This window comes from Pseudomonas sp. FW305-7 (assembly GCF_058786735.1).
In genome coordinates this window covers 111047-129179 of record NZ_JBYSZA010000012.1, presented here as the reverse complement: position 1 = coordinate 129179, position 18133 = coordinate 111047, and the positions used below count along the sequence as shown (strand labels likewise).

Sequence of the window (18133 nt, the reverse complement as noted above, 5' to 3'; positions counted from 1 at the left end):
GCGAAGCGGCCCCAAGTCCATTCAACTCAGCTGTAACAGGCATACCTGGTTGAATGGATTTGCGACGGCTACGCCGCCGATCGGGGATAAATCCCCTCGCCACAGGGTTACTCAGCAGTCTTGAAGATCAATGATCCCGAAATTGCTTATGGCAAGCGCTGCAGGCATCTTCAACTTTCTGCACCGCAGGCCCGAGGTTGCTGGCCTTGTACGGCTGGACCTTGCTGGCGATCACCAATTCACCGGTGGCAGCTTCAAGGGTGCGAGCCATTTCCTGAAACTGCGCCTGTTTCTGCCAGACATCGTCCTTGGCGCTGGTGTGATCTTCTTCGCGCACCTGCGGGAAATGCTTCCACGGCTCATGAGACAACGCATCAAGCTTTACCGCACCTTCAGCAAACTTCGGCCCGTCGAACGGAATACGTCCACGCAACATGCCACCCAGATCTTCACCGGTCTTGAGCATCTGCTTGAAGATCGCCTTGCGTTGCCCCAGCGGAGAGTTCGGATCGACACCGCCACAGGCGGACAAGGTCAGACAGGCCAGCAATACAACAGCAATTCTTTTAAGAGTCATGGTGGCTTCAGGTCACGGAAATCGGCGGCCAGTATCCCCGCGTCACCGCCAAACACCAATAGCCCTATTAAAAATACGGGTTGTTCGAGCGCATGGAGCACTCGGGCAACCGGCACAGGAATCACTCCATGAACAGCCGTTTCAAGGCCTGGCGTCATCCACTGATCGCGACTCTACCCCTGCTGGCGATTCTCGCCGGCTGCACCGGGGGCGACAGCGACAAGCCGAAAACCCATGCGCTGGCCACTTATTCCAGCGCAACCTGGGAAGCACTGCCTGCCGTATCCGACAGTGATCTGGTCGCTGGCTTCGGCTCGTGGCGCAGTGCATGCACTCGACTCAAGGCCGACCCGGTCTGGGGCACGACCTGTGCGGCAGCCGCTAACGTGCCACAAAGTGCCGGCGAGATTCGTGCGTTCCTCAAGCAGAACCTCGACGTGTTTGGCCTGCGCGCTGAAAACGACAACCCCAACGGCTTGATCACCGGCTACTACGAACCCGTCTACCCCGGCAGCCTGACGCCCACCGACGTGGCCAACGTGCCGGTGTATGGCGTCCCCGAAGACATGATCATCGTCTCGCTGGACAGCATTTATCCCGAATTGAAGGGCAAGCGCTTGCGCGGTCGACTCGAAGGTCGCGTGCTCAAACCCTACGACGATGCAGCGACCATCGAGTCCAAAGGCGTGAAAGCGCCGGTAGTTGCCTACCTGACCGATCCGATGAACCTGCAATTTCTGCAGATCCAGGGTTCCGGGCGCATTCAGACGCAGGACGGCAAGCAGCTGCGCATTGCCTACGCCGACCAGAACGGCCACCCATATCGGCCGATCGGCCGCTGGCTGGTCGAGCAAGGCGAGCTGAAGAAAGAAGACGTCACCATGAGTGCGATCAGCAAATGGGCCAAAGCCAATCCGGCGCGCATCCCTGAACTCCTCGGCAGCAACCCGAGCTACGTGTTCTTCACCCGCAACCCGGACAGCAACGAAGGCCCGCGCGGCTCGCTGAACGTGCCGCTGACTGCCGGTTACAGCGCGGCGGTGGACCGCAAGGTTATTCCGCTGGGCAGTTTGTTGTGGCTGTCGACTACCCGCCCCGACGGCACGGCGCTGGTGCGCCCGGTGGCGGCGCAAGACACCGGCGGCGCAATTGCCGGCGAGGTTCGTGCGGATCTGTTCTGGGGCACCGGCGACGCAGCCGGGCAATTGGCCGGGGACATGAAACAGCAGGGGCAGATCTGGATGCTCTGGCCAAAAGGTGCGGCGCTGCCGCAAGTGCCGCAGGTGGCCGATACGGAGAAGAAATAACTCTTCAGATCATCGGTGGCTGTTAGAAAGCCATCGCGGGCAAGCCCGCTCCCACAAGGTTCCTTGGTGTACACAGAATTTCTGTTCACCACTGATACCTGTGGGAGCGGGCTTGCCCGCGATGAGGCCATCAGCAACACCGGTAATCAAACAGACACAAAGAAGAACGAAGCAATCAACCCCATCCCCACAAACCACACCAGCGACCGCAAGATCGCCCAGTCAGCCAGATAGCAAATGATGTACAGCAGGCGACTGGTGATAAACAGCACCGCCAGCACATTGACCGTCACCAGCTCAGCAGTCCCCACCAGATGCGCGACGATGACCGCAGCGGCAAACGCCGGCATCACTTCAAAGCTGTTCAATTGCGCCGCATGCGCCCGACGAGCCACACCGTTAAGGCTTTCCAGAAAATCGCGCGGATCGTGGTTGTCACTCAGCCGGTAGCCACCCACGGCTTTCGCCACGCCAGTGCAGATATACGGCAGAAAAATCGCGATCAACACACACCACAGAGCCACCGTCATAACGCCGTCCTTTTTTCGAGTCATAGAATTCGCGAGCGGTCAGAACTTCATCACCAGCATGCCGATCAGCACCAGCCCACAGGCTAAGAGCCGTGGCCGGCCGAAAGGTTCTTTGAGATAGCGCATACCAAACAGCACCACCAGAATCACGCTGATCTCGCGCAATGCCGCCGCTTCTGCAATCGAGCCCAACTGCATCGCCCACAGCACCAGAGCGTAGCTGAACAACACGCAGAATCCGACGGTCAGCCCCAGCTTCCATTGTTCACGCCAGAACTGCATGAACGCCGGGCGTTTGGCCACCCACGCCAGCAATGGGAACGGCCAGGCACTGAGCAGCGTGACCCAGACCAGATAATCCAGCGGGTGCGACCAGCGCCGCAACGCCTGACCGTCGATGTAGGTGTAGCAACCGATGCACAGTCCGATCAACGCAACCACCGGCAACATTGACCACGGCAGATGCTTGCCGCCACCGCCCTGCCAGAGCAGGCAGGCCATGCCAAAGGGAATCAGCATGATCCCGAAGATCTGCTGGGTGGTCAGCACTTCGCCGGCAAAAATCAGGGTCAACGCCAGTACCACCAGCGGTGACAAACCGCGCATCAGCGGATAGACCAGACCGAGGTCGCCGACCCGATAGGCCTGGATCAGCAGATAGCGATACAGCAGTTCGAACGCCGCCGAAGCCAGTATCCACGGCCAGATGTCCTGCGGCGGCAGGCTGATGAAGGGCAACGCCAGCGTCACGAACAACAGCGCCACCGTGTCCATGCACGCCACCACCAGTAGCCGTTCGGCGCTGAATTTGATCAGGGTATTCCACGCCGCATGCAACAGCGCCGCCACCAACACCAGAGCTGTCGCCAGCATGTTCTACTCCTTGTTTTTTGCGGTTGACCCTACACCAATGTCTGCGGCTGACCAACCGAGGGGACATCATTGTGTCTCCGCCCCGAATCAGCCCATCCAACCCCTGCATCGAAGAATCGGTGCGCTGTCTTTCCACCCCTCATCCAAAGGACCCCGGATGCTTGAACTTGTCGCCGCTTTTATCTGTTTGACCACCCTCCTGACCTTCGTCAATTTCCGCTTTATCGGCCTGCCGCCGACCATCGGCGTGATGGTCACCGCACTGATGTTCTCTCTGTTGCTGCAAGGCCTGAGCCTGCTCGGCTACCCAGGCCTCGAAGAACGTGTGCAGCAACTGATCGGCCAGATCGACTTCGGCGACCTGCTGATGAACTGGATGCTGTCGTTCCTGCTGTTCGCCGGCGCCCTGCACGTCAACCTGAACGACTTGCGCAGCTACCGCTGGCCCATCGGCCTGCTGGCAACGTTCGGTGTATTGATCGCGACCGCCGTGATCGGCAGTCTCGCCTATTACATTTTTGCCTTGTTTGGCTGGCATGTGAGTTTCCTCTACTGCCTGCTGTTCGGTGCGCTGATTTCGCCGACCGACCCGATCGCCGTGCTCGGCGTACTGCGGACCGCCAACGCCTCGAAACCGCTGAAAACCACCATCGTCGGCGAATCGCTGTTCAACGACGGCACTGCGGTTGTGGTGTTCACCGTGTTGCTGGGCATCGCCCAGCTCGGCGAAACCCCGACCATCAGCGCCACCGCCATGCTGTTCGCACATGAGGCGATTGGCGGCGTGCTGTTCGGTGGGCTGATCGGTTATCTGGTGTACCTGATGATCAAGAGCATCGAGCAGCACCAGATCGAAGTGATGCTGACCCTCGCACTGGTGATCGGCGGTTCGGCGATGGCGTCCGAACTGCACGTCTCGGCGCCGATTGCGATGGTGGTCGCCGGTCTGATCATCGGCAACCTCGGTCGCAACCTGGCGATGAACGACATGACCCGCAAATACCTCGACGGCTTCTGGGAGCTGCTCGATGACATGCTCAACGCACTGCTGTTCGCGCTGATCGGTATGGAGCTGTTGCTGCTGCCGTTCAACTGGGCGCACGTGGCGGCAGCCAGTTTGCTGGCGCTGGCGATTCTGCTGTCGCGCCTGCTCACCGTGGCCCCGGCCATCGTCCTGCTGCGTCGTTGGCGCACGGTGCCGCGCGGCACCATCCGCATCCTGACTTGGGGCGGTTTGCGCGGCGGTGTCTCGGTGGCGTTGGCGCTGGCGCTGCCACTGGGTCCGGAGCGTGATCTACTGCTGAGCATCACCTATATCGTGGTGCTGTCGTCGATCCTGTTGCAGGGTCTGACCATTGGCAAACTGGTCAAACACGCCACCCGTGACGAGCCAGCCACTGTGGCCGAGCCCGCACACCACTGATCATTTTCTGATCTGCTGCGGGTCAGGTTTTTCGGCCTGATCCGCAGACTGTTTCGCCTTGCCTGTCTCTTTCGGCACGCCGCTTTCGCTGCGAATCTGCGCATGGCTGATCAGGGCGAAGATGAAACTGCCGCCGATGATATTCCCCGCCAGCGTCGGCCCGGCGAACACCATCCAGAAATCACTCCACGGCAGTTCGCCGGCAAACACCAGATACGACACTTCCGCCGAACCGACCACGATGTGGGTGAAGTCGCCCAACGCCATCAGGTAAGTGATGAGGATGATGATCCACATCTTGGCGCTTTCCATGGACGGGATCATCCAGACCATGGTGGCGATCATCCAGCCGGAGACGATGCCCTTGGCGAACATCTGGCTGGCGTGGTTTTCCATGACCTTGCGGCCGATTTCAAGGAAGGCCTGGTCGGTCCTGGTGTCGAAGATCGGCAGTTCAAGCATCACGTACGCCACCAGAATGGTGCCGCACAGGTTGCCGAACAGCACCACGCCCCACAATCGAATCAACCGGCCGAAATTGCGCAGGGTCGGTTTGGTCATCACCGGCAGTACGGCGGTAAGAGTGTTCTCGGTGAACAGTTGCTGGCGCGCGAGGATCACCGCGAGGAAACCCGCGCAGTAACCAAAACTGGCGATCACCTTGAACTCGTCACCTTCGGGCAGGCGCGAGTTGAGCAGGCCCATGCCCATCAGCGACAGGCCCATGGTCAGCCCTGCGGCCAGCGCTGACCACCACAGTGCGGCAATACTGCGCTCCAGTTCCTGGTCGCCTTGGGTGCGGATGATCTCGTGCAGAACCGCCGCGCGGGGCGGCTGGCTTTTCTCGACTTCATGTTTTTCATCGGTCGAGAGGTTGGGGGTCTTGCCGTCTGTCGGGGTGCTCATGGCGGGGGAACCAGTGGGGGGCTTTCAGCTACGACCCGCGCCATTCACAGCTGTTCAGTGGTCAGACAAATATGTGCTGACTTCAAAACCGCCATCGCGGGCAAGCCCGCTCCCACAGGGGATTGCGCTGAACCTGTGGGAGCGTGGCTTGCCCGCGATCGGAGCGCCGCCGATGTCAGTTGCTGACCAGCTCATCTTCCTTGAACTGGTCTTTGACGTACTTGATCTCGGTCCGCCCGTGCGGTGCCGGCAGGCCGTCCTCGCCTAAGTTCACGAAGACCATTTTCTCGACCGTAAGGATGCTCTTGCGGGTGATCTTGTTGCGCACTTCGCAGGTCAGGGTGATCGAGGTGCGGCCGAATTCGGTGGCGGTGATGCCCAGTTCGATGATGTCGCCCTGGCGCGAAGCGCTGACGAAGTTGATTTCGGAGATGTACTTGGTCACCACGCGCTGATTGCCCAACTGCACGATGGCATAGATCGCCGCCTCTTCGTCGATCCAGCGCAGCAGGCTGCCGCCGAACAAGGTGCCGTTAGGGTTCAGGTCTTCGGGTTTTACCCATTTGCGGGTGTGGAAATTCATGTTCACTCCTGAGCGTTTGCCGAAAGATGGGCGCCATCTTGGCAGACTGATCGGTCATGCTCCATGAGCCTTCTACTATGGTCGCTATTAGCGATCTTCATTTGGCCGACAGAAACCCTTTGGAAGATCAGTCTAGACGGCTATAATCGCCCCCGTTTCAAAACGGTCATCTTCAATTGATACCGTTTTCCCGCCACCTGTCCGAGGGGCGCTGCAGCAGGTTCAACCTGTCAGGCTCGGATGGGGCGTTGACTGGCCTTGGCCGGACACTAAACGCACAACGGCGCCCATTCGCATACATTACGAATGGAGGCTCTTCATGAGCGCTGTTATCACGCCTGCAGATTTTAACGATTACAAAGTTGCCGACATGTCCCTGGCGGCCTGGGGCCGTCGCGAAACCATCATCGCCGAATCGGAAATGCCGGCTCTGATGGGTCTGCGTCGCAAGTACTCCGGCGAACAGCCGTTGAAAGGCGCCAAGATCCTCGGCTGCATCCACATGACCATTCAGACTGCCGTGCTGATCGAAACCCTGGTTGCCCTGGGTGCCGAAGTGCGCTGGTCGTCGTGCAACATTTTCTCCACTCAGGATCAGGCTGCTGCCGCTATCGCCGCTGCCGGTATCCCGGTTTTCGCCTGGAAAGGTGAAACCGAAGAAGAGTACGAGTGGTGCCTGGAGCAGACCATCCTGAAGGATGGCCAGCCATGGGACGCCAACATGATCCTCGACGACGGCGGCGACCTGACTCAGCTGCTGCACGACAAGTACCCACAGGTTCTGGATCGCGTTCACGGCGTGACCGAAGAAACCACCACCGGCGTACACCGTCTGCTGGACATGCTGGCCAAGGGCGAGCTGAAAATCCCGGCCATCAACGTCAACGACTCGGTGACCAAGTCCAAGAACGACAACAAGTACGGCTGCCGTCACAGCCTGAACGACGCGATCAAGCGTGGTACCGACCACCTGCTGTCCGGCAAGCAAGCGCTGGTCATCGGTTACGGTGACGTGGGCAAGGGCTCCGCGCAGTCCCTGCGTCAGGAAGGCATGATCGTCAAGGTTTCCGAAGTTGACCCGATCTGCGCCATGCAAGCGTGCATGGACGGTTTCGAACTGGTTTCGCCGTTCATCGACGGTATCAACGACGGTTCCGAAGCAAGCATCGACAAAGCGCTGCTGGGCAAGATCGACCTGATCGTGACCACCACCGGTAACGTCAATGTTTGCGACGCGAACATGCTCAAAGCCCTGAAGAAGCGCGCCGTTGTCTGCAACATCGGTCACTTCGACAACGAAATCGACACCGCTTTCATGCGCAAGAACTGGGCATGGGAAGAAGTGAAGCCACAGGTACACAAGATCCACCGTACCGGCCCGGGCGCTTTCGATGCGCAGAACGACGACTACCTGATCCTGCTGGCCGAAGGCCGTCTGGTGAACCTGGGCAACGCCACTGGTCACCCGAGCCGCATCATGGACGGTTCGTTCGCCAACCAGGTTCTGGCGCAGATCTTCCTGTTCGGCCAGAAGTACGCCGACCTGTCGCCAGCCCAGAAAGCCGAGCGTCTGACCGTTGAAGTACTGCCGAAGAAACTCGACGAAGAAGTGGCCCTGGAAATGGTTCGCGGCTTCGGCGGCGTGGTCACTCAACTGACCAAGCAACAGGCTGACTACATCGGCGTCACCGTCGAAGGCCCGTTCAAGCCGCACGCTTACCGCTACTAAGACAAGAGCAGCTGCGAGCGTCTAGCTTCAAGCGGCAAGCGAGGTCAAAAGCCGAACTTGCCGTGCGAAGCCTGAGGCTCCGCCCCTATTTCAAAACAGTGTCAGGCCGCAAGCTTCAGGCACAAGAGACCGGCGCACCTCCGCTGCTCTTGCAGCTTGAAGCTTGCAGCTTGTAGCTGGAGGCTCCCTCCATGTCCCAAGACCGTCGCTACAGCTTCGAGTTCTTCCCGACCAAGACCGATGCTGGGCATGAAAAGCTGCTCAACGTTGCCCGTCAGTTGGCAACGTACAATCCCGATTTCTTCTCCTGCACCTATGGCGCTGGTGGTTCGACCCGTGATCGCACCCTCAACACCGTTCTGCAACTGGAAAGCGAAGTCAAAGTACCGGCCGCACCGCACCTGTCGTGCGTCGGCGACAGCAAGGACGACCTGCGCGGCCTGCTGAACGAGTACAAGGCTGCCGGCATCAAGCGCATCGTTGCCCTGCGTGGCGACCTGCCGTCCGGCATGGGCATGACCAGCGGTGAGCTGCGTCACGCCAATGAACTGGTTGAATTCATTCGTGAAGAAACCGGCGATCACTTCCACATCGAAGTGGCCGCTTACCCGGAGATGCATCCGCAAGCGCGCAATTACGAAGACGATCTTGCCAACTTCGTGCGCAAGGCCCGCGCTGGCGCCGACAGCGCGATCACCCAGTATTTCTTCAACGCCGACAGCTACTTCTACTTCGTCGACCGTTTGCAGGCGCTGGGTGTGGATATTCCGGTAGTACCGGGAATCATGCCGATCACCAACTACAGCAAACTCGCGCGCTTCTCCGATGCCTGCGGTGCGGAAATTCCGCGCTGGATCCGCAAGCAACTGGAAGCCTACGGCGATGACAGCCAAAGCATTCAGCGCTTTGGTGAGCAAGTTGTCAGCGAGATGTGCGAGCGCCTGCTGCAAGGTGGCGCGCCGGGACTGCATTTCTATTCCATGAACCAGGCTGAGCCTAGCCTGGCGATCTGGAATAACCTGAAGTTACCGCGTTAAGCGTTAGAAGCAGGATCAAGAGATCGCAGCCTTCGGCAGCTCCTCCAAGGGTTGTCGTTGCTGCGATTTTTTGCGTTTGAATCCGCGAATTAGAGCTTGTGCGGCCACTTTCTGGCTCTTTCACGTTTCTCGTCGTAATCTCAAGCCATGCCTTTGATCGCGCAGTTATTCACCGTGCTGGTTTTTGCTTGCCTGAGCTTTGCCGCTCGGGGCGAGAAGCTGCGCATTGTCACCGAACCGTGGGCGCCTTATGTCTACGAGGAGAACGGCAAGAACCTCGGGCTCGACTACGAAACCACCGCCATCGTGTTCAAGCGCCTGGGCATTGAAGTCGAATGGCAATTCCTGCCGTGGAAACGCTGCCTGTCGATGCTGGAAACCGGTCAGGCCGACGGCGCACTGGATATCTTCCACAGTGACGAGCGCGATGCCACCCTGCTCTACCCCAGCGAACCGCTGTCGGATGTCGAGTTCGTAATGTTCTACGCCAACGATCGACCGCACCCCTTCAGCAACCTCGAAGAACTCAAAGGCCTGACCATCGGCACCTCACCGGGTTATCTGTACAGCCCCGACTTCAGCGAATCGACACTGTTTACCCGCGAACCGGCACCGACCCACGAAGCCAATTTCGGCAAACTGCTGCGTGGACGCATTGACCTGCTGATCACCGACCGCCGCGTCGGCCAGCATTTGCTCGATCAGTTGAATATTCGCGATCAGATCAGCGAAAACCCCACAGTCCTTAGCCGTCAGAGCCAGTTTCTTGCGGTTCGGCGCAATGCCGGGATGGATTTGCTGGTGCAGCGTTTCGGTGCCGAGCTCAAGCGATTCAAGCGCGAACCAGCGTACGCCGAGCTGAGCGCACGCTATGGCGCGGCGCCCAACGTTGCCGCACCGCTGGGCAATGCCTCGGCCAACAGTAAAACCGTTGAGCAGCAGGAAAGCAGCGCGCAATGAATGCTCTGTTATACTCCGGCGTTCCCGCCAGGCTCACGCCCGGACGCCCGGAACCGTAACAGGCCTCTCGACCCGCTACAGCGCAGCTTTCAGCCCGCGCGAGCGCTCCTGACGTGCCTTCGGAACCGCAGCAGGACCGGACGGGATTGCGTCCTCTTAAACGTGATTCGCGCCAGGCAAGACTCCCATTGGGCCAAGCCCTAACTAAAACAGGATTACTCATGTCCTTTGCTTCCCTCGGTCTCTCCGAGGCTTTAGTCCGCGCCATCGAAGATGCGGGCTATACCGAGCCTACTCCGGTGCAACAGCGGGCTATTCCCGCCGTGTTGCAAGGTCGCGACCTGATGGTTGCGGCTCAGACAGGTACCGGTAAAACCGGCGGTTTCGCCCTTCCGATCCTGGAGCGGTTGTTCCCCAACGGTCACCCGGACAAATCCCAGCGTCATGGCCCGCGCCAACCGCGCGTCCTGGTCCTGACCCCGACCCGCGAACTCGCGGCCCAGGTACACGAGAGCTTCAAGATCTACGCCCGTGACCTGAAATTCGTCAGCGCCTGCATCTTCGGCGGCGTCGGCATGAACCCACAGGTTCAGGCCATGTCCCGTGGCGTCGACGTTCTCGTCGCCTGCCCGGGTCGTTTGCTCGACCTCTGCGGCCAAGGCAGCGTTGACCTGTCCCACGTTGAAATCCTCGTCCTCGACGAAGCTGACCGCATGCTCGACATGGGCTTCGTCCACGACGTGAAGAAAGTCCTCGCACGTTTGCCGGCCAAGCGTCAGAACCTGCTGTTCTCGGCAACGTTCTCCAAAGACATCACCGATCTTGCCGGCAAGCTGCTGCATAACCCGGAACGCATCGAAGTGACGCCGCCGAACACCACGGTCGAGCGCATCGAACAGCGCGTATTCCGTCTGCCGGCCAGCCACAAGCGTGCGCTGCTGGCGCACCTGATCACCGCAGGCGCCTGGGAACAGGTGCTGGTGTTCACCCGCACCAAGCACGGCGCCAACCGCCTGGCCGAGTACCTGGACAAACACGGCCTGCCGGCTGTGGCGATCCACGGTAACAAGAGCCAGAACGCTCGCACCAAAGCCCTGGCCGACTTCAAGGCTGGCGAAGTGCGCATTCTGGTCGCCACCGACATCGCTGCTCGCGGTCTGGACATCGATCAGTTGCCACACGTGGTCAACTTCGAGCTGCCAAACGTCGATGAAGATTACGTACACCGTATCGGCCGTACTGGCCGCGCCGGTCGTTCGGGCGAGGCGATTTCGCTGGTCGCACCGGACGAAGAGAAACTGCTGAAAAGCATCGAACGCATGACCAAACAGAAGATTGCCGACGGCGATCTGATGGGCTTCGACTCCAGCACCATCGAGGCCGAGAAGCCTGAAGTGCGCGAACGTCCCGACGTGCGCAACCCGCGCAATTCCCGTGGTCCTCGCGGCGACGGCCCGAATGGCGGCGGCGGTGGCGGCGGTCGTAAAGACAAAGGCAAGGACAAGGGCAAAGAGAAACCTGCCGGCGAACGCGGCGAACGCCCTGCCCGTCAGCAGAAGCCACGCGAAGGTACTCCGGCCCGCGAACAGCGTCCGAGCCAACCGCCACGCGCAGCAGCTGATCGTGCACCGGACGAGTTCCTCGACGACGATATCGATAACTTCGGCAACCGCGTTGACTACGTGCCCAAGCCTGCCCCTGCCGGCGGCCGTGGCCGTCGTCCAGGCGCACCGGCTCAAGGCGCAGGCGCTGGTGCCGGCGCACCACGCGGCGGTCAGCCGCAAGGTCGCCAGAACGGTCCGCGCAACAGCAATGGTTCGAGCACCGGCACCCCGCCGGGCAAACGCAGCGGCCCACGCAATGGTGCGCCGCGTGACGGTCAGTCGGGTCGTCGCGACGACTCCGCCTCGTCCTCGCGCAACCGTCGTCCGGCCCGTGACGATCAGCCACGCAGCGAACCGGCAGTGCAGAACCCGCGCAGCACCGGCCCGAAGATCATGCACAAGGAGTCGAAGGCTGATCGCTTCCCGACACCTGAGCAGCTCGATCAACTGCCAAGCCGTCCGCGTGGCGAAAAACCAGCCTTGCTGACCCGCAATCGCTGAGTCGACGCCGCAATGAAAAATGCCCCGCCTCGAAAGAGTCGGGGCATTTTTTATGGCGCCACAAATACCCCTGAATCACCGCATCTCCCCTGTGGGAGCGAGCCTGCTCGCGAAAGCGGTCATTCAGCCAACATCATTGCTGACTGACCCGCCGCCTTCGCGAGCAGGCTCGCTCCCACAGGGGATGTGTGTATGTGTCGCAGGCAATAAAAAACGCCCCCGGTCTTTCGATCGGGGGCGTTTTTATGTGGCCGGGGAAAGTTATTTAACTTTCACACCTTCCAGCGAGATGTCCAGGTCCGCGGTTTGCGAGGAAGGACCTGGGCCCTTGATCCCGAAATCGTTCAGGTTAAGCGTGGTCTTGGCGTTAAAGCCAGCACGTTCGCCGCCCCATGGATCCTTGCCTTCGCCGTTGAACGTGGCCTTGAAGGTCACAGGCTTGGTCACACCGTGCAGGGTCAGGTCACCGGTCACGTCAGCGGTCTTGTCACCGGTCGACTTGACGGCGGTGGAAACGAACTTGGCGTCAGCGAATTTGCCCACGTCGAGGAAGTCTTTGCTGGCGATGTGCTTGTCACGCTCGGCATGGTTCGACCACAGGCTGGCGGTTTTCACGTCAACGGCAATCTTGCTGGCTTCAGGCTTGGCCGAATCCCACGAGAAAGTACCGTCGAAGTCTTTGAACGTACCGTGAATGAAGCTGTAACCCAGGTGGCTGATTTTCCAGTCAACGAAGGCGTGCTGGCCTTCCTTGTCGATTTTGTAATCCGCAGCCATGGCCTGACCAGCCGAGAGCAGTGCAGAACCGATTGCCAGAGCGGCCAGAGTCTTTTTCAACATGCTTTCTTTTCCTTTGAGTCGAGGTTGAACTTCAGGCTTTGCGACCGAGCATTCGCGTCAGGGTCGCATCACGATCGATAAAGTGGTGCTTCAATGCTGCCAACGCATGGAGACCGGAAAAAATTACCAGCGCCCACGCCAGCCAGAGATGAATCACCCCAGCGGTATCTGCCTGATCCGGTAGCCCGGAGACCAGTGCAGGAACTTCAAACAGGCCAAACACCGGAATCCCGACACCGTCTGCGGTGGAGATCAGGTAACCGGCAATCATCACAGCGAACAACGCGAAGTACAGAAACCCGTGGCCGAACTTGGCGCCGATGCGGGTCATGCGGCTGTAGCTTTGCAGCGTCGGCGGCGGTGGGCTGATAAAGCGCCACACCACCCGCAAGACCATCACACCGAGCAGCACCAGACCGATGCTCTTGTGCAGATCCGGCGCGTCTTTGCGCCAGGTACTGTAGTAATCCAGCCCGACCATCCACAGACCCAACGCGAACAGCCCGAAGACCACCAGCGCCACGCCCCAGTGCATGAAGATGCTGACCCAACCATAGCGCGAAGAAGAGTTACGTAGCTGCATTGCCCAAATCCTGTGAGAACTGCGAACCAAGACTAGCGAGTTATCTATCGAATTAAAGCGGAAAATTTTGCTTTGAAATATCGAGAAATACGATCAAGAGTCTGGAAGTGGTGAATTAAGGAAGGATTAAAAGGAAAAGTGCGGAGGGATGCTAGGTGGAAGATCCTGAAGATGTGCTGTTTGAACAGGCCTCATCGCGGGCAAGCCCGCTCCCACAGTGGTCGGTGGCGGTCACAAATTCTGCGTTCACCTCAGAAACCTGTGGGAGCTGGCTTGCCCGCGATGAGGCCGTTACAGGCAAAAAAAAGCGCGGCATAAGTGCCGCGCTTCTTCATTCACCACAAGGCCTTACTGCACCTTGGTCTCAGTCGCTGCAGCAGGCTTGGCTGCTGGCTTCTTCGCCGGTTCAGCCTTCTTCGCTGCCGGTTTCGCCGCAGGCTTTTTCACTTCGGTTTTAGCCGCAGGCTTCTTCGCCGCTGGCTTGGCCGCCGCTTTCTTCGCAGGCTCGGCTTTCACCGGAGCGGCAGGCTTCGGTGCCTCCACCGGAGCTGGCGCAGGTGCCGGGGTCGGCGCAGGCGCTGGAGCAACCGGAGCTGGAGCCGGCTCTGGCGCTTTCACAGGCTCAGGCTTCTTCTCGTCATCCGAACCACCAAACAGATTGCTGAAGAAGTTGCCCTTCTTCGCTGCCACGGCACCCGCCGCGCCTGCCGCTGCTGCGGCCGGCACCACTTTCGCCGGTTCAAACGATTTGCCAGCTGCCAGATCTTCGACCTGACTGGCCGCACGCTGACCGGTGCGCAGCGCGCCTTCCAGTGTGCCCGGGTACAAGGTGTCGGTGTGTTCGCCGGCGAACGCTACGCGTTGCAGCGGACGCTCCCAGATACGCCAGAACTTGCTGATCTGGCCCGGGCCGTAAGCCAGGTAGGCGCCGCCCATCGACGGGTCGGTGCTGTAGCGACGGATTTCATAACCGGTGAACGAGCCACGGGCCTGTGGATAAAACGCGTGCAGACGGATCAGCACCTGATCGACCATCTGCTTGTCGCCAAACGCCTGCATCACACGGGCGTTGTCGCCAGAGAGGTTGATCACCACGTTGGCGCCACCCTTCAGCGCTGGCTCGATCCAGAGCATGCCCAGACCGGCGTTGCTGTAAATCTCGCCGGACATGCGCGCCTTGCTTTCCCACACCGGAGTCTTGAACTTCAGCATGATCTGGTCGCGCCAGCCGTAGTTGGTGCCCTTGATCGCGGCCAGGTGCTGAGCGTCCAGCGCCGGGGTCAGCGCAATCTTGTTCAGCGCGCGCAGTGGCACGGCCAGCACCACGTAGTCAGCCTGGTAGCCAACACTGCCGACTTTGACGGTCACGCCGTCCTTGTCCTGAGTGATGGCCGAGACCGGCGAGTTGGTCTTGATGGTCTTGATCTGTTTGACGAACGCCTGTGCCAGCACCTGGCTGCCGCCGACCAGACGCGAAGCGCGCAGGTCACGGTCGGAGATGCCGCGATAGACGCGGTTCTGCTGAGCGAAATACAGCAGCGACAGGCGCGAAGGCTCGTCGTAGTGAGTGCGGATGTCCTGGTTGATCAACTGACGCGCCGTGGCCGGCAGGTTCTGCTTGTCGAGCCAGCTCGACACGTTGATCTGATCCAGTGCGTGCAGAGTGTTGGTCGCCGCCGGGTTTTGCGGGTCATCAATCGAACGCGCCAGATCGTCGAGGGTTTTCTGATAGCGCTTCAAGGCATCGGCGGTGGCCGGTTGCTTGGTCGCCAGATCAGCAGCAGAGAAATACTCGCCGTCGATCAGATAACCCGGCGTCCGCACGAATTCCGGCGCTGGCGTGGTGCCCAGCTTGAAAGTCGAAACGTACTTGTTCAGCACCGGCTGGGTCTTGTCGTTGCCGATCCACTCGCTGGTGGCCATGCCCGAGCGACCGCCCAGACTTGGCTTGGCTTCCAGCAGCGTGACCTGCCAGCCTTTGTTTTGCAGTTCGTAAGCGGCGGTCAGGCCCGACAGGCCGCCGCCGATCACGATTGCGGTTTTATCCTTGGCCAGCGCCGTAACGCTGAACAGCCCCAACATCACCAGCGCACAGGCGCGCAGCCAACCGACAGACATTCAGCGAACTCCGGAAAAACACGTAGGAAAAAGCAGTTTTGCGGGTCAGACGACCCGAAGAACCGCGAAGAATACGTCAGCCATCAAAACGCCGCCAGCGACGTCTATCGGCCCATACAAAGTAGCTCAATCGACACAATGGGTTGTCCCGACGCGATGCATTGCATAGGCTTGCGCGATTGTTTGCCCGCGCCAGACGCGAGCCGCCTCGAGGAGACTGTAAATGGGCCTGAATAACCAGTGGATGCAACGCGATCTCGCGGTGCTGTGGCATCCCTGCACCCAGATGAAAGACCACGAACAGCTGCCGCTGATCCCGATCAAGCGCGGTGAAGGCGTCTGGCTCGAAGACTTCGAAGGCAAGCGCTACCTCGACGCGGTCAGCTCGTGGTGGGTCAATGTGTTCGGCCACGCCAACCCGCGCATCAACCAGCGCATCAAGGATCAGGTCGATCAACTGGAACACGTGATTCTGGCTGGCTTCAGCCATCAACCGGTGATCGAGTTGTCCGAGCGTCTGGTGAAGATGACGCCCGAGGGCCTGAACCGGGTGTTCTACGCCGATAACGGGTCGTCCTGCATCGAAGTCGCGCTGAAAATGAGCTTTCACTACTGGCTCAATCGCGGCCAGCCGGCCAAGAAGCGCTTTGTCACTCTGACCAACAGCTACCACGGCGAAACCATGGCGGCGATGGCGGTCGGCGACGTGCCGCTGTTCACCGAGACCTATAAAGCGCTGCTGATGGACACCATCAAGGTGCCGAGCCCGGATTGCTACGGGCGCCCTGAAGGCATGAGCTGGGAAGAGCACTCGCGCAATATGTTCGCGGCCATGGAGCAAACCCTGGCCGAGCATCATGACAGTGTTGCGGCAGTGATCGTCGAACCGCTGATTCAAGGCGCCGGCGGCATGCGCATGTATCACCCCGTGTATCTGAAACTGCTGCGCGAGGCCTGCGACCGCTACGGCGTGCATTTGATCCTCGACGAAATCGCCGTCGGCTTCGGCCGTACCGGGACGATGTTTGCCTGCGAGCAGGCCGGCATCCGTCCGGACTTCCTCTGCCTGTCCAAGGCCCTGACCGGTGGTTACCTGCCGCTGGCGGCGTGCCTGACCACCGACGAGGTTTACAGCGCGTTCTACGACGACTATCCGACACTGCGCGCCTTCCTCCATTCGCACAGCTACACCGGCAATCCGCTGGCGTGCGCGGCGGCGTTGGCGACGCTGGATATCTTCGAGCAGGACAATGTGATCGAGAACAACAAGGCACTGGCTCAGCGCATGGCCTCGGCGACGGCGCATCTGGTCGATCACCCGAACGTGTCCGAAGTGCGTCAGACCGGCATGGTGCTGGCCATCGAGATGGTCAAGGATAAAGCCACGAAAGAGGCCTACCCTTGGCAGGAGCGCCGTGGCTTGAAGGTGTTCCAGCATGCGCTGGAGCGTGGCGCGTTGCTGCGGCCGCTGGGCAGCGTGGTGTATTTCCTGCCGCCGTACGTGATCACCCCGGAACAGATCGACTTCCTCGCCGAAGTCGCCAGCGAAGGCATCGACATCGCTACGCGTGACAGTGTCAGCGTGGCGGTGCCGAAGGATTTCCATCCAGGGTTTCGTGACCCCGGCTAAGCACGACCGTACTCATTCCCACGCTCTGCGTGGGAATGCAGCCCGGGACGCTCCGCGTCCCAAAAGCGGACGCAGAGCGTCCAATGAGGCATTCCCACGCAGAGCGTGGGAACGATCTACTTAAAGAGACCCGAAATGAGACTGTCCCGCTTCTTTATCGACGCCCCCCTGAGCACTGGCGAACACGAACTGCCGGAAGCCCAGGCGCATTACATCAGCCGTGTGCTGCGCATGGCCGAGGGCGATGCGGTGCAGTTGTTCGACGGCTCCGGCCATGAGTTCCGTGGATCGCTGGTGGAAGTCGGCAAGAAACGCGTGGTGGTGCAGATCGACGAGCAACTGGCCGGCCAGGTCGAATCGCCACTGCAGATCCACCTCGGCCAAGGCCTGTCCCGGGGCGAGCGGATGGACTGGGCGATCCAGAAAGCCACCGAGTTGGGCGTGAATGAAATCACCCCGATCTTCAGCGACCGCTGCGAAGTCCGCCTGAAGGACGAACGCGCCGACAAACGCCTGCTGCACTGGCGTCAGGTGGCGATCAGCGCTTGTGAGCAATGCGGGCGTTCGCGGGTGCCGGTGATTCATCCGCCGGTGTTGCTGGCTGACTGGATCAAACAGACCGAAGCTGATCTGAAGCTGGTGCTGCACCCGGTGGCCGAGCCGATGGTGAGTCATGCCAAACCGGCAACACTGGCGTTCCTGATCGGGCCTGAGGGTGGGCTGACGGATGCTGAGGTTGAGCAGGCCAAGGGCAACGGCTTCCATGCCGCCCGCCTCGGCCCGCGAGTGTTGCGCACCGAGACCGCGCCGGTGGTTGCACTGGCGGTGGCCCAACAACTTTGGGGTGATTTCTAGGACGCCCTCGCTGGCAAGCCAGCTCCCACAGGTGCTTCGTTGATCAAAAATTTTGTGAACAACACTGAACCCTGTGG

16 protein-coding genes and 1 riboswitch are annotated in these 18133 nt (G+C 60.2%); of the genes, 8 read left to right on the top strand and 8 right to left on the bottom strand.

Going from position 1 to position 18133, the window contains the following annotated elements; all coding sequences use genetic code 11:
* Nucleotides 1–127 precede the first annotated feature (127 nt).
* Entirely contained in the window at nucleotides 128–577 is a 450-nt protein-coding gene (locus AC3WMT_RS16455; RefSeq protein WP_103304271.1) for a c-type cytochrome, read from the bottom strand.
* Between the two features lie 128 nt (nucleotides 578–705).
* Between AC3WMT_RS16455 and mltA the strand changes: the two genes are divergently transcribed.
* Nucleotides 706–1884, top strand: coding sequence for a murein transglycosylase A (gene mltA, locus AC3WMT_RS16450; RefSeq protein ID WP_103304272.1), 1179 nt, complete (start codon nucleotides 706–708; stop codon nucleotides 1882–1884).
* 146 nt (nucleotides 1885–2030) lie between these two features.
* Here the strand turns inward: mltA and AC3WMT_RS16445 are convergent, their stop codons facing one another.
* Nucleotides 2031–2414, bottom strand: a complete 384-nt coding sequence (locus tag AC3WMT_RS16445; protein ID WP_103304273.1) for an MAPEG family protein — start codon at nucleotides 2412–2414, stop codon at nucleotides 2031–2033.
* 39 nt (nucleotides 2415–2453) lie between these two features.
* Nucleotides 2454–3287 (bottom strand): EamA family transporter, encoded by an 834-nt coding sequence (locus AC3WMT_RS16440; RefSeq protein WP_103304274.1) that lies wholly within the window; start codon nucleotides 3285–3287, stop codon nucleotides 2454–2456.
* 157 nt (nucleotides 3288–3444) lie between these two features.
* On the opposite strand from AC3WMT_RS16440, the gene AC3WMT_RS16435 reads away from it, so the two are divergent.
* The gene (locus AC3WMT_RS16435) at nucleotides 3445–4710 is read left to right on the top strand and encodes a cation:proton antiporter (protein ID WP_103304275.1); all 1266 of its coding nucleotides are present in this window, start codon (nucleotides 3445–3447) and stop codon (nucleotides 4708–4710) included.
* Here AC3WMT_RS16435 and AC3WMT_RS16430 read toward each other — a convergent pair whose 3' ends face one another.
* Both AC3WMT_RS16430 and AC3WMT_RS16425 read right to left on the bottom strand, forming a co-directional pair.
* The gene (locus tag AC3WMT_RS16430; protein WP_103304276.1) at nucleotides 4711–5616 is read right to left on the bottom strand and encodes a formate/nitrite transporter family protein; all 906 of its coding nucleotides are present in this window, start codon (nucleotides 5614–5616) and stop codon (nucleotides 4711–4713) included.
* Nucleotides 5617–5791: 175 nt separating this feature from the next.
* On the bottom strand, nucleotides 5792–6199 hold the full coding sequence (locus AC3WMT_RS16425; RefSeq protein WP_095137509.1) for an acyl-CoA thioesterase: 408 nt from the start codon (nucleotides 6197–6199) through the stop codon (nucleotides 5792–5794).
* Nucleotides 6200–6396: 197 nt separating this feature from the next.
* Nucleotides 6397–6495: riboswitch (S-adenosyl-L-homocysteine riboswitch) on the top strand.
* Nucleotides 6496–6518: 23 nt separating this feature from the next.
* Between AC3WMT_RS16425 and ahcY the strand changes: the two genes are divergently transcribed.
* The 4 genes from ahcY to rhlE2 all read left to right on the top strand — a co-directional run bounded on the left by ahcY (nucleotide 6519) and on the right by rhlE2 (nucleotide 12030).
* Nucleotides 6519–7928 (top strand): adenosylhomocysteinase, encoded by a 1410-nt coding sequence (ahcY, locus tag AC3WMT_RS16420; protein WP_064388105.1) that lies wholly within the window; start codon nucleotides 6519–6521, stop codon nucleotides 7926–7928.
* Nucleotides 7929–8119: 191 nt separating this feature from the next.
* On the top strand, nucleotides 8120–8965 hold the full coding sequence (gene metF / locus AC3WMT_RS16415; protein ID WP_003229047.1) for a methylenetetrahydrofolate reductase [NAD(P)H]: 846 nt from the start codon (nucleotides 8120–8122) through the stop codon (nucleotides 8963–8965).
* Between the two features lie 147 nt (nucleotides 8966–9112).
* Nucleotides 9113–9925: a substrate-binding periplasmic protein gene (locus AC3WMT_RS16410; RefSeq protein WP_103304277.1), complete on the top strand. Its 813-nt coding sequence runs from the start codon at nucleotides 9113–9115 to the stop codon at nucleotides 9923–9925.
* A 221-nt stretch (nucleotides 9926–10146) separates the two neighbouring features.
* Nucleotides 10147–12030, top strand: coding sequence for an RNA helicase RhlE2 (gene rhlE2 / locus AC3WMT_RS16405; protein ID WP_103304278.1), 1884 nt, complete (start codon nucleotides 10147–10149; stop codon nucleotides 12028–12030).
* A gap of 261 nt (nucleotides 12031–12291) precedes the next feature.
* On the opposite strand, the gene AC3WMT_RS16400 is transcribed toward rhlE2, so the two are convergent.
* The 3 genes from AC3WMT_RS16400 to AC3WMT_RS16390 all read right to left on the bottom strand — a co-directional run bounded on the left by AC3WMT_RS16400 (nucleotide 12292) and on the right by AC3WMT_RS16390 (nucleotide 15571).
* Nucleotides 12292–12870 (bottom strand): YceI family protein, encoded by a 579-nt coding sequence (locus tag AC3WMT_RS16400; protein ID WP_103304279.1) that lies wholly within the window; start codon nucleotides 12868–12870, stop codon nucleotides 12292–12294.
* A 31-nt stretch (nucleotides 12871–12901) separates the two neighbouring features.
* On the bottom strand, nucleotides 12902–13453 hold the full coding sequence (locus tag AC3WMT_RS16395; protein ID WP_103304280.1) for a cytochrome b: 552 nt from the start codon (nucleotides 13451–13453) through the stop codon (nucleotides 12902–12904).
* A 348-nt stretch (nucleotides 13454–13801) separates the two neighbouring features.
* On the bottom strand, nucleotides 13802–15571 hold the full coding sequence (locus AC3WMT_RS16390; protein WP_103304281.1) for a flavin monoamine oxidase family protein: 1770 nt from the start codon (nucleotides 15569–15571) through the stop codon (nucleotides 13802–13804).
* Nucleotides 15572–15794: 223 nt separating this feature from the next.
* Here AC3WMT_RS16390 and AC3WMT_RS16385 point away from each other — a divergent pair, with 223 nt between their 5' ends.
* Together AC3WMT_RS16385 and AC3WMT_RS16380 are read left to right on the top strand one after the other, a co-directional pair.
* The gene (locus AC3WMT_RS16385; RefSeq protein ID WP_103304282.1) at nucleotides 15795–17201 is read left to right on the top strand and encodes an adenosylmethionine--8-amino-7-oxononanoate transaminase; all 1407 of its coding nucleotides are present in this window, start codon (nucleotides 15795–15797) and stop codon (nucleotides 17199–17201) included.
* A gap of 135 nt (nucleotides 17202–17336) precedes the next feature.
* Entirely contained in the window at nucleotides 17337–18056 is a 720-nt protein-coding gene (locus tag AC3WMT_RS16380) for a 16S rRNA (uracil(1498)-N(3))-methyltransferase (protein ID WP_103304283.1), read from the top strand.
* The last annotated feature ends 77 nt before the right edge of the window (nucleotides 18057–18133 follow it).

What these genes read in the sequence shown, in the direction of transcription:
- AC3WMT_RS16430 (WP_103304276.1), bottom strand. Translation starts at nt 5,616, where the DNA reads ATGAGCACCCCGACAGACGGCAAGACCCCCAACCTCTCGACCGATGAA.
- AC3WMT_RS16455 (WP_103304271.1), bottom strand. Translation starts at nt 577, where the DNA reads ATGACTCTTAAAAGAATTGCTGTTGTATTGCTGGCCTGTCTGACCTTG.
- AC3WMT_RS16440 (WP_103304274.1), bottom strand. Translation starts at nt 3,287, where the DNA reads ATGCTGGCGACAGCTCTGGTGTTGGTGGCGGCGCTGTTGCATGCGGCG.
- rhlE2 (WP_103304278.1), top strand. Translation starts at nt 10,147, where the DNA reads ATGTCCTTTGCTTCCCTCGGTCTCTCCGAGGCTTTAGTCCGCGCCATC.
- AC3WMT_RS16435 (WP_103304275.1), top strand. Translation starts at nt 3,445, where the DNA reads ATGCTTGAACTTGTCGCCGCTTTTATCTGTTTGACCACCCTCCTGACC.
- ahcY (WP_064388105.1), top strand. Translation starts at nt 6,519, where the DNA reads ATGAGCGCTGTTATCACGCCTGCAGATTTTAACGATTACAAAGTTGCC.
- AC3WMT_RS16395 (WP_103304280.1), bottom strand. Translation starts at nt 13,453, where the DNA reads ATGCAGCTACGTAACTCTTCTTCGCGCTATGGTTGGGTCAGCATCTTC.
- metF (WP_003229047.1), top strand. Translation starts at nt 8,120, where the DNA reads ATGTCCCAAGACCGTCGCTACAGCTTCGAGTTCTTCCCGACCAAGACC.
- AC3WMT_RS16445 (WP_103304273.1), bottom strand. Translation starts at nt 2,414, where the DNA reads ATGACGGTGGCTCTGTGGTGTGTGTTGATCGCGATTTTTCTGCCGTAT.
- AC3WMT_RS16410 (WP_103304277.1), top strand. Translation starts at nt 9,113, where the DNA reads ATGCCTTTGATCGCGCAGTTATTCACCGTGCTGGTTTTTGCTTGCCTG.
- mltA (WP_103304272.1), top strand. Translation starts at nt 706, where the DNA reads ATGAACAGCCGTTTCAAGGCCTGGCGTCATCCACTGATCGCGACTCTA.
- AC3WMT_RS16385 (WP_103304282.1), top strand. Translation starts at nt 15,795, where the DNA reads ATGGGCCTGAATAACCAGTGGATGCAACGCGATCTCGCGGTGCTGTGG.
- AC3WMT_RS16400 (WP_103304279.1), bottom strand. Translation starts at nt 12,870, where the DNA reads ATGTTGAAAAAGACTCTGGCCGCTCTGGCAATCGGTTCTGCACTGCTC.
- AC3WMT_RS16380 (WP_103304283.1), top strand. Translation starts at nt 17,337, where the DNA reads ATGAGACTGTCCCGCTTCTTTATCGACGCCCCCCTGAGCACTGGCGAA.
- AC3WMT_RS16425 (WP_095137509.1), bottom strand. Translation starts at nt 6,199, where the DNA reads ATGAATTTCCACACCCGCAAATGGGTAAAACCCGAAGACCTGAACCCT.
- AC3WMT_RS16390 (WP_103304281.1), bottom strand. Translation starts at nt 15,571, where the DNA reads ATGTCTGTCGGTTGGCTGCGCGCCTGTGCGCTGGTGATGTTGGGGCTG.